9 protein-coding genes, 3 tRNA genes and 1 rRNA gene are annotated in these 10,308 nt (G+C 39.8%); 9 read left to right on the top strand and 4 right to left on the bottom strand.

The genetic code is table 11. The annotated features are described in order from the left end of the window. Nucleotides 1-106: ribosomal RNA gene (rrf, locus tag BW142_RS20405) — 5S ribosomal RNA — on the top strand; the annotation flags it as partial. Between the two features lie 503 nt (nt 107-609). On the opposite strand, the gene BW142_RS20400 is transcribed toward rrf, so the two are convergent. The 3 genes from BW142_RS20400 to uvrD form a co-directional block, all read right to left on the bottom strand. Then, the gene (locus BW142_RS20400) at nt 610-1,458 is read right to left on the bottom strand and encodes a chemotaxis protein CheW (RefSeq protein WP_076926140.1); all 849 of its coding nucleotides are present in this window, start codon (nt 1,456-1,458) and stop codon (nt 610-612) included. Between the two features lie 102 nt (nt 1,459-1,560). Beyond that, nucleotides 1,561-3,630, bottom strand: a complete 2,070-nt coding sequence (locus BW142_RS20395; protein WP_076926139.1) for a GNAT family N-acetyltransferase — start codon at nt 3,628-3,630, stop codon at nt 1,561-1,563. Then, nucleotides 3,608-5,773, bottom strand: a complete 2,166-nt coding sequence (gene uvrD, locus BW142_RS20390) for a DNA helicase II (protein ID WP_007586555.1) — start codon at nt 5,771-5,773, stop codon at nt 3,608-3,610. The genes BW142_RS20395 and uvrD overlap by 23 nt, the downstream gene beginning before the upstream one ends. 302 nt (nt 5,774-6,075) lie before the next feature. Between uvrD and BW142_RS20385 the strand changes: the two genes are divergently transcribed. The 3 genes from BW142_RS20385 to BW142_RS20375 all read left to right on the top strand — a co-directional run bounded on the left by BW142_RS20385 (nt 6,076) and on the right by BW142_RS20375 (nt 7,514). Continuing rightward, a complete protein-coding gene (locus BW142_RS20385) occupies nt 6,076-6,300 on the top strand; it encodes a hypothetical protein (RefSeq protein ID WP_002963009.1) in 225 nt (74 codons plus the stop codon). A 116-nt stretch (nt 6,301-6,416) separates the two neighbouring features. Continuing rightward, complete coding sequence (locus BW142_RS20380; RefSeq protein WP_076926141.1) at nt 6,417-6,785, top strand: YacL family protein; 369 nt, start codon at nt 6,417-6,419, stop codon at nt 6,783-6,785. Between the two features lie 105 nt (nt 6,786-6,890). Continuing rightward, nucleotides 6,891-7,514, top strand: a complete 624-nt coding sequence (locus BW142_RS20375) for a dUTP diphosphatase (RefSeq protein WP_007586550.1) — start codon at nt 6,891-6,893, stop codon at nt 7,512-7,514. A 15-nt stretch (nt 7,515-7,529) separates the two neighbouring features. Here BW142_RS20375 and yrfG read toward each other — a convergent pair whose 3' ends face one another. Continuing rightward, nucleotides 7,530-8,177: a GMP/IMP nucleotidase gene (gene yrfG / locus BW142_RS20370; protein WP_002963013.1), complete on the bottom strand. Its 648-nt coding sequence runs from the start codon at nt 8,175-8,177 to the stop codon at nt 7,530-7,532. A gap of 61 nt (nt 8,178-8,238) precedes the next feature. On the opposite strand from yrfG, the gene nudE reads away from it, so the two are divergent. From nudE to BW142_RS20345, 5 genes are all read left to right on the top strand, one after another. Next, complete coding sequence (gene nudE, locus BW142_RS20365; protein WP_007586548.1) at nt 8,239-8,811, top strand: ADP compounds hydrolase NudE; 573 nt, start codon at nt 8,239-8,241, stop codon at nt 8,809-8,811. Further along, nucleotides 8,804-9,607 carry a 3'(2'),5'-bisphosphate nucleotidase CysQ gene (cysQ, locus tag BW142_RS20360; protein ID WP_076926138.1) on the top strand — a complete coding sequence of 268 codons (804 nt, stop codon included), beginning with the start codon at nt 8,804-8,806 and terminating at the stop codon, nt 9,605-9,607. Before nudE ends, cysQ begins: the two co-directional genes overlap by 8 nt. Nucleotides 9,608-9,743: 136 nt before the next feature. Further along, nucleotides 9,744-9,820, top strand: a tRNA-Met gene (locus BW142_RS20355). A 160-nt stretch (nt 9,821-9,980) separates the two neighbouring features. Continuing rightward, nucleotides 9,981-10,057 (top strand) — tRNA-Met (locus tag BW142_RS20350). 61 nt (nt 10,058-10,118) lie between these two features. After that, nucleotides 10,119-10,195: transfer RNA gene (locus BW142_RS20345), tRNA-Met, on the top strand. The last annotated feature ends 113 nt before the right edge of the window (nt 10,196-10,308 follow it).

The raw sequence follows: 10,308 nt of genomic DNA, 5'->3' as shown, positions 1-10,308 counted from the left end.
AATAGCGTTTTGGACCCACCTGACTCCATGCCGAACTCAGTAGTGAAACGAAACAGCGCCGATGATAGTGTAGCATTTGCTATGTGAAAGTAGGACATTACCAGGCTTCAAATTGTAGAAAGCCCGAATCTAACGATTCGGGCTTTTTTACGTCTGCAGAAAAGTGTAAATAAAAGTTGTAGCCAAGAGTCCATGCCGTACTCAGTAGTGAAACCAAAGCTTCTACCGATGATAGTGTAGCATTTGCTATCTGGCTCTCCACCGCTGTGGGCACTACGACATTACCAGGCTTCAAATTGTAGAAAGCCCGATTCGAAAGAGTCGGGCTTTTTTACGTCTGCAGAAAAGTGAAATACGCTCAATTAATAGACTCTTACACCAACACTCATTACGTAGGGCGGGTGCAACGACTTCTGGCGCTAGAATCACACCGAAATCACTCAATATCTCTGCATGCCGATAAGTATGTAGCATTTTCACTGTGACTCTCCACTGCTGTGGCACTACGACACTCTACTGTGTAGCGCACCGACTTCACATTGCAGAAAGCCGGAACTTGAATAGCTCATTACTCCAGTGCTAAAGCTTATAACCCAATCTAAAAGCTATTTAAAATAGTCCGTAAGCTTGGCTTTCTTCACTTTCAGATTCTTCTAATTGCGTTGGTTTAAATATTGCGCTTGGATCAATTAATAAACTGTGTTTTTGTGTAAGCTTTATTAATCCTCGCATCATATTTTTAGTTTGTGGGTCTATGTCGAAGCCAATTTCGGTAAGTTTATCCAGTGGCCTTATATCTTCTTTTTTAAAGTCGATATTATCTTCAACCTTATCTACCAATAATCCTACATGCGGGTTTAAGCCGTCTTTAGTGGTAAAAACAATAATAGGTTTATAGTCTAAGGTTATTTGTTCTTTAGCTGACTCAAACAAGCGCTCGAGTTGAATCAAGCTATTACGATTCATTTTGTCGAGCAGCACGGATACTTGTTTATGATCACTCCGATTATGGGCTGCTATAACTTCTTTTATTGTCTCTAGTATTGATTGGAAGTGGTCGTTAAACCGAGACATAGTTAATTTTAAGTCTTCATTATCGGTGTTGAATTCTTTGTAAAAAAGAACAAAATCTTGTAGTTCTGTGTCATTGTTTGAAATAGGAGTCGAGCTACTCGATAAGCTACTTTGAAGTATATTGAACCACTTTAATAGTTTTTCTTGCCACGATCTGAGCTGTTTTAGTGCATTCGCATTACTTTGCTCAGTTGAGATATTATTTAAAATAATACCCAAATCAAAAACAGGTGTTGGTATATCCATATAATCTTTAACACCAATAAAGCTTTTATTATTGTTTGGTAAAGTTGTTAGATTATTGTCAAAGCGTTCTGTTAATAAAATATCGAGTATTTTAAGTGAAATTGTTTTACAGCCCACTTTAAAGTTTATTAATTCCATGCCTTTATCTTAATTTACCTATTAATGCTTTAAGGATAGAACAAATTAAATAAATAGCTTAAAGATGGATAAGATTTAATAGAGATAGGTAACTAGGAGTTATTAGATGGCACTAGTGAGGTTTTTTATGGCATGTTTAAATTGATTCTCAAGCTGCTTTTTTCCTAATAAACCTAAGTGTTGAATTACTTTTTCATTACATTCATTTTGAAGGACTAACTTTATTAAAAGTTGTTTATCTGACTCTGTTAATTGAGACATACAAGAAGGAGACTGATTCACTACCTGCCAAAGAGTCGCAGAGATATTAAATTGAGTGAAGCTATTGTTTACGAGCAAGGCTAATCTTTCGCGAGTCTCGGGGCTTACTAACTCATCGCTAAATCCTGCAATTAAAATACTTACAAGTTGCCAATCCAGTGTTTTAAAGTGTGTTAAAAGCCCATAAAAAAAATCGTTTTTAAACTGCTTTTTCAAAGGTTGAATAATCGCACTTTTGTTATTTAAGCATTTAACCACAAGCGCCGAATGTTCTGCCGTGCTTTTATCGCGTTGATAACCTAGTTTTACGGTATCAAATCCTTGGTTTTGCCAAAAATTTAGTAACTGCGCTGTTGCGCCAAAGCTTGCACCAAACCAATTACATTGGCTTTTTACTTGCGACTCGCAATAGCTAAGTAGCTTTTTACCAAAGCCCATATTGTGAGAACTCGGATCAATCGCTATTCGTACAACGCGAGCGCTCAACTGTGTAAAGTAGTCATCATTAAAACTAAGTTGTGAGAGGGTTTGAGCCATTAAATGACCCTGTGGGCGACGCTCTCCGCTTGTAACCTGTAGGGCAAGGTCTTCACTTAAACCACCTTCTATTGCGATTAAACATACGCCAACTAATAGATTGTTAATTCTGCTGATGAATATTCGTTGCGACGGTGTATCTAGTAGTTGGCGTAAATCATTTACACTACTTTGATAGTGAGCTAATGCAAGCAGGGCAATAACTTGTTGCAGTAAAGGCTCATTGTTTACAAGGGATTGCTGAGTTATTTCGCTATGAACTGGCTGCTCTAATTGATCACTACTTAACTCTTTATATTGTGCATCGAGTGCAAGCAAGGTTCGAATGTGTTGCTCAAGAGGATCGTGTTTAGCAAAACGCAGTGGCTCATCAAGCGCTAGAACTTTAGAGGCTTTATAATACGCTTTAATGTAGTTACTAAAGCGAATGGTATAACCCCTACCATTGCCCTCATACCCAACCAGTGTACTTGCAAATACTATACGAGAGTAATGCGCTAGCATTTTTAATAATAACGGAACAGGGATTGCTGCAGCTTCATCAACGAGTAATAAATCACACTCAGGTAGCGCATTTAATAGTGCATCAGGTGCAACGTAGTGCAAATTGGCTAGCTGTTTATGTTCAGTGTTGTATTGAAGGTTCAACTCGTTGGCTAAATGTTTAAAGCTACTATGGGTCGCTTTAAACTGAGTGCTGCAAATAATTACTTTTTTACCAGCTAATTTTGCGGCTGCTAAGCCAAGTGCTGCCGACTTGCCTCTACCTCTATCAGCATTAATAAGTAAAGGCCTGTTGGCACGTCCATTAGCTACTTTTACTATTTGATCAACGCAGTTTTGCTGTGGCTCATAATTAATTTTATTATGTTTTACATAGCTAGTGTTATTACTAATATAGCCATTTTTTTCACTAAAATGAAAAGTGGGTAATAGTTTTATAATAGCCGCGAAACGTTGATTAAATAAACTGTAGTCAATACTCTGACCGTGTGATTGCATTGTGCTTAAAGCAGGGTCTTGCCAAGAGGCTAAATCATCTAATTCGGGCAGTAATAAAAACAGTATACCGCCTGCTTTAACAGTGCCGGCAAGTGCTGCAAGTTTATCAGGGTGCAAACCACTAAAACCATCGTAAACAGCATGAGTAAATTCTTGACCTAAAATTTGATGAGTGCGAGTAGGCCAGTACGAATTTTTAATCGCGCACTGCTTTGATACAACAAGTGTATTGTTTTCATCTATTAATGAGTTAAGTAATTCATAACACCAAGCAGGGCTGCCCGTGATCAACACTAGCTGACGATGATACGCGCCAGCTAGTTGTTGTTCTAACTCACTTAGGTGAGCTTTATACAGCTTGTAATCGTGCATAGGCCGTTACTAACCATTTACTGCCAAGGTCGTCAAAGTTAACTTGTACCCGAGATTGCGCGCCACTGCCTTCGTAATTAAGTACGGTACCAACACCAAACTTAGCATGCAAAACTCGTTGCCCTAAGTTAAAACCACTGTCTTCAAATGCGGCATGGCTAACTGATGCGCTAAAACGCCCGGCGGCAGGTGGACGAGAAACCTGTGTTTTAATGCGGATTTCTTCTACGCAGTCCTCAGGGATTTCGCGTAAAAAGCGAGATGGGCTATGGTATTTTTCTTGCCCGTATAAACGGCGACTCTCAGCATGGCTAATGTATAACTTATCCATTGCTCGTGTCATGCCTACATAACAAAGGCGGCGCTCTTCTTCTAAACGACCCGACTCTTCGTTACTTTGCTGAGAAGGGAACATGCCTTCTTCTACGCCCACCATAAACACTAACGGAAACTCTAAGCCTTTAGCTGAGTGAAGTGTCATCATTTGAACGGCGTCTTCGTGCTCTTCTGCTTGTCCTTCACCTGACTCAAGTGATGTATGTGCTAAAAAGCCTTGTAAAGGCGAGCTGTATTCTTCGTCTTCAGGAAGTTCGTACTGGTCACATGCGCTAATTAGCTCTTCTAAGTTTTCTACGCGAGCACGGCCTTTTTCACCTTTTTCAGCTTGGTACATTGCCATCAAGCCTGAGGTTTGAATTGTGTACTTGGCTTGCTCATGCAAAGTTAGATCGCTAATTTTATCTTCTATTTGTTCAACGAGTTCTACAAACTTACTTACTGCACCAGAAGCACGACCAGATAAATGCTGTTGTTCTACAATTGCTTTTGCGGCATACCAAAGCGGTAACGATTCTGCTCGTGCACAGTCGCGTATATGGCTCAATGTTTTGTCGCCAATACCGCGTGCTGGCGTATTAATTACACGCTCAAATGCGGCATCGTCTTGACGATTACCCACTAGGCGTAAGTACGACAACGCATCTTTAATTTCTTGTCGTTCGAAAAATCGCATACCACCATAAATACGATATTTTAAGCCTTCTTGTAGCATGGCTTCCTCAAGTACACGAGATTGCGCGTTACTACGGTATAAAATTGCGGCATCTTGCAGAGCATTCCCTGCATTTAACCAGCTTCGTAGTTTGCTACTTACAAAGCGTGCTTCGTCTAACTCATTAAATGCTGCATAAATAGAGATTGGCTCGCCATCGTTACCATCGGTCCACAAGCTTTTACCCATACGTTCTGAGTTATTTTGAATTAATGCATTGGACGCTTTCAAAATAGTGGCGGTTGAACGGTAGTTTTGTTCAAGACGAATGGTTTCTGCGCTAAAGTCAGTTAAGAAACGTTTAATGTTTTCGATTTTAGCACCACGCCAACCATAAATGCTTTGGTCATCGTCGCCTACAATCATGATGCTGTTAGTATCGCCAGCAAGTAACTTTAACCAAGCATATTGAATGGTATTTGTATCTTGGAACTCGTCTACGAGCATATGTGCAAAGCGTTGCTGATAATGACGCAGTAACGTAGGGTTATTTTTTAACACTTCGTAGCTGCGTAGTAATATTTCAGCAAAATCAACTAGGCCCGCTCTATCACAGGCCTCTTGATAGGCGGCATAAACACGCAGCATCATTTGCTCATTAATATCGTATGCTTGAATATCTTTAGGGCGAAGTGCTTCATCTTTTTTGGCGCTTATGTACCAGCCAAATTGCTTAGCGGGCCATTTTTTATCATCAATATTCATCGACTTTAATAAGCGCTTGATCATTCTAAGCTGATCGTCAGAGTCTAAAATTTGAAAGGCTTCAGGTAAATTAGCTTCACGGTGATGAGCACGTAAAATACGATGCGATAAACCATGGAATGTACCAATCCACATGCCACCTACTGGGGCTTTTAGTGTTTCTTCAACGCGGCCACGCATTTCTTTAGCTGCTTTATTAGTAAAGGTAACTGCAAAAATACTGTAAGCGGAGGCTTGCTCAACTTGCATAAGCCACGCAATACGATGAACTAACACTCGTGTTTTACCAGACCCAGCACCTGCTAATACCAGCATGTTTTGTAGTGGGGCTGCAACGGCGTCGCGTTGTTTGTCATTTAAGCCATCGAGTAATTGTGAAACGTCCATCGTTACGCCTTTTTAATCAATATTGTGGCCAGTATAACAGGTGTTTTTGTTAGGCTAAATAAAATACTGTTTTTATAAACAGCTATTTATAAAATAGTGTTCAAAACGAGTAACTTGCTAATTAACTAAGCGAATAAAAAGCGTAAACGCATAACAAAAATTGCTAATTTGACCTAAAGTTAGCAAAATTTACTAACTCTCTAAATCTAGGCTAATTTAACTATTTGATTTGTAAGCTTTAATAAATTGGCATAAAGTGTGTAAGTAAATAATTATAAAATCAAATAAATACAGAGGTTAGTATGGCAGATCAAGGTTCTGGCGGTAACGTAATCGCAGCATTATGTAATATATTTTTTCCTGGTTTAGGGCAGTTAGTGCAAGGGCGTATTTTAGCGGCTATATTTTTTGCACTCGCTATTATAATAAGTTATGCACTAATTTATGTGCTTGTAGGTTTTGTACTTGTGCCTATTATTTACTTATGGTCGATCATTGACGCAGCGCGTTATAGATCGCGAAGTTAACGGCTTTAAAGTTGAATAAAATAGCGCCCTTGTGGCGCTATTTTGCTTTATATGTCCTGTGGTTTACGGGCGTTTACGTATATAATTACGCAATTAAAGATTTACAGGCAAACCCTATGGAATATCAATTTATTCGCGACCCTATTAGTGGGCTACGTATTAAAATAAGCAGTGAACACGCTATTATTGGTCGCTGGCTAAACGAAGAAATAGGCAAAGACAAAGTGGCCGTGGTGCAAGCGCTTATTGCATCGGTAAGTTCAAGCTATGAGCCGCTAACGCTGAAGGGTCAAGAAATAGATTTAATCTTAACGAAAGACGAAGCATTATTTGAAGCCCATGCGCTTCATCAAGATAGCGAAGATCTAATAGCGTATCAAGATGACGATTTAGCGCTTGAAGAAAATGGTTTAAGTAGTGGTTGTGGCTTTGAAGATTTCATTGATTTAATTGATTCATGGCATGAGTTTACGACGTCACGATAAACATAATTAGCACACTAATAAAAATATACAGCAATGCACAATCAGCATTTTATCTGTATTATTACACCAACGAAAATTACGCCAACCAAAACGACAGGAATTGATATGTCTGCCAATTTAAACAAGCTAGTAGTGATGCTAGAAATGCAAAACGCCATGAATACTAAAGTACATGAGCAATGGTTTACTCAAGGGTTTGAATGGTACCGCGCTATTTGGGTTGAGTGTGCTGAAATGCTAGATCATCATGGTTGGAAATGGTGGAAAAAACAAACACCAGATACTGAACAAGTTATTTTAGAGTTGGTTGATATTTTTCATTTTGGTCTATCGCTTAGAATTGACGGCGAAACTAGCTACGAAGACTTAGCAAAGCAACTTGAAACTGAGCTTAGTAATGCTCAACAAGCTGATGACTTTAAACAAACACTAGAGATATTAGCGGCGTCTGCTGTTGCTGATAAAACGTTTAATGCAGGTGCCTTTGCCGGCTGTATGGCGCAAATGGGTATGGATATTGATGATTTATATCGCGGCTACGTAGGTAAAAATACGTTAAACTTTTTCCGCCAAGATCACGGTTACAAAGATGGTAGCTATATTAAAGAATGGAACGGGCAAGAAGATAACGAGCATTTAGTTGAAGTAGTTAAAAGCCTTGATACAGAACATGCAGATTTTGCAAAGTTAGTATATCAAGGGCTAGAAGCGCGTTACCCAAAAATCTAGCCCACGTAAACTGAGTTAGATAATCTTACGATAGTCGGTAACACTTAGGTAATCGGCTATTTCGTTATGTGGTTGTTGGCTATCAGGGTTAGCAACTGCAAGTAAATGCTCAATGCCGTATTCTCGTGCGGCATTCAAAACCGCAATGCTATCGTCAACAAATAAAGTACGACTTTTATTAAAGCCTAAGTCTTTTTGTACTTGGTGCCATAAACTTTGTTGCTCTTTACTTACTCCATATTCATGAGTAGACACTACGCCATCTAGGTAGTTATCAATTGCTGTATGCTCAAATTTAAGCATGACACTCTCAGGGTGGGCGTTGGTAAGTAAAATTAACTCTTTGCCTGCTTTTTTAAGTTCAGTTAAAAAATGAGGTACGTCTTCGCGCATTTTAATTAAATGCTGAGATTCTCGTTTAAGCTCCATTATAGGCAAGCTTAATTGCTGCTCCCAATAATCTAAACAATACCACTGTATTTGACCGCTCACAGCCTGATAGCGTTTTAAAATATCTGCTTTAGCTGCATCTAGGCTAATGCCCCTTGCTAATGCGTGTTGCGCAGGAATAACGTTAAGCCAAAAATGACTGTCGTAATGTAAATCGAGTAATGTTCCATCCATGTCGAGCAAAACGGTATCGATTTTTGACCAATTTAACATAGGAATTTCAACTTATAAGGTTTATTATTGAACTAACTGCCATGATAGCAAATTAACGCCAATGACACAGAAAAAGCACCCAACACCACCACAAATCCTCAGTAACAATGTTGTCGCTAAAAGCCGCCTGTTTACCGTGGAGTCTTTAGAGCTAAAGTTTTCTAATAACGAAGAGCGCCAGTATGAGCGAATTCGCGGCGGTGGCCGGGGAGCAGTGATGATTGTTCCGTTAAGTGCAGACAACGAATTACTACTTGTACGTGAATACTGTGCGGGAACAAACGATTACCAGTTAGGTTTTCCTAAAGGCTTAATTGATCCGGGTGAAACGCCAGAGCAAGCTGCTAACAGAGAGCTTAAAGAAGAAATTGGCTTTGGTGCTGAGTATTTTAAACCATTAAGAACAGTAACAATGGCGCCGAGTTACTTTAATGCCACTATGCATATTTTATTTGCTAAGCAATTATACCCACAAACCCTTATTGGCGACGAGCCAGAGCCGCTTGTTGTTGTTAAGTGGCCATTAACTCAGTGGCAGTCATTATTAGACCAAGAAGATTTTACCGAAGCACGCAGTGTTGCAGCTTTGCTATTATTAGATAAGTATTTAGCGTCTGGAGCTGCCGATGAATAAATTAATCGAACCGTGTATTGAATTAGCTGAGCGTGCTGGCGATGCAATTATGGCCATTTATAAAAAAGGCGATATTGGCCAACAAGAGAAATCAGATAATACGCCTGTTACCAAAGCTGATTTAGCAGCAAATGACGTATTGGTTGCTGGATTAAAAGTCTTAGCGCCCGACATTCCGATTATGTCGGAAGAAGCGCCTATACCAGCACTAGCCGACAGACAGGATTGGCAGCGTTATTGGTTACTCGATCCGATGGATGGCACAGGCGAGTTTATTTTAGAAAGTGGCGATTTTGCAGTAAATATTGCATTGATTGAAAATAATCACCCAGTGCTTGGTGTTATTCATTGGCCTGCAAAAGGTGTGACTTATTTTGCTACAGCTAAAAATGGTGCCTTTAAACGTGAAAACTCAATTGATACGCAAATATCTGTAGCGCCGCCAGAGAACTTGACGCTTGCTGTGAGCCGCCGCCAAAAAATAGAAGCGGTGAGTCAGTATTTAAATAGTCAGTTTACAACTATTGCTATTGGTTCGTGCTCATTAAAAGCTTGTACTGTTGCAGAAGGCAAAGCCGATTGTTTTTTAAGAATTGGTCCAACGGGAGAGTGGGATACAGGTGCTTCACAAGTTATTGTTGAAGAAGCCGGTGGTTGTATTACCGATGCAGAATTTAATCCGCTAACGTACAACCAACGTGAGAGTACTGAGAACCCTGACTTTATAGTGATGGGACATCCAGACTGGGAATGGCAAAAAATGATTAATCCGCATCAAAGGTTGAGCGCAGAATAGCAATTTGATTGCTTTTTGTTCGGTTGAACAACTTTAATTAGTTTAGGCCTTGCATTAAATGTTTATTCCTATATAGTAGCGCTCTCTTCAAGGCAGGCTCGTAAATATTACGAAAATGTTTTAAAGAAATTACAGGCGCGGGATGGAGCAGTCTGGTAGCTCGTCGGGCTCATAACCCGAAGGTCGTCGGTTCAAATCCGGCTCCCGCAACCAATATTTTTATTGAAATTTGGTGCAATAGGTAGTTTTAAAAGGTCGTCGGTTCACTCTTCACCTTCACAACTCCCGCAACCAATTTTTTATAAGATTTGGTTACTGTAAACTCTAGCTTAAGAGATAAAATAAAGTAGTCGATAGACTTAAAATATACAGGCGCGGGATGGAGCAGTCTGGTAGCTCGTCGGGCTCATAACCCGAAGGTCGTCGGTTCAAATCCGGCTCCCGCAACCAATTCTTTAATTGGAAGCCAAGTTGTAATGTAGGCAACTTTAAAAAGCATACAAATTTCAGGCGCGGGATGGAGCAGTCTGGTAGCTCGTCGGGCTCATAACCCGAAGGTCGTCGGTTCAAATCCGGCTCCCGCAACCACTGAAATAAATAAGAATGAAACGACACGCTTAAAGCGTGTTTTTTTATGTCTAAAATTTGGTGTGTATATTGTGGCTCATAACCCGAAGGTCGCCGGTTCACCTTTTATAAGT

Source organism: Pseudoalteromonas sp. EB27, assembly GCF_001974875.1.
GTDB lineage: Bacteria > Pseudomonadota > Gammaproteobacteria > Enterobacterales > Alteromonadaceae > Pseudoalteromonas.
The sequence above is the reverse complement of the archived record's forward strand: the minus strand, read 5'-3'. Positions and strand labels throughout refer to the sequence as shown.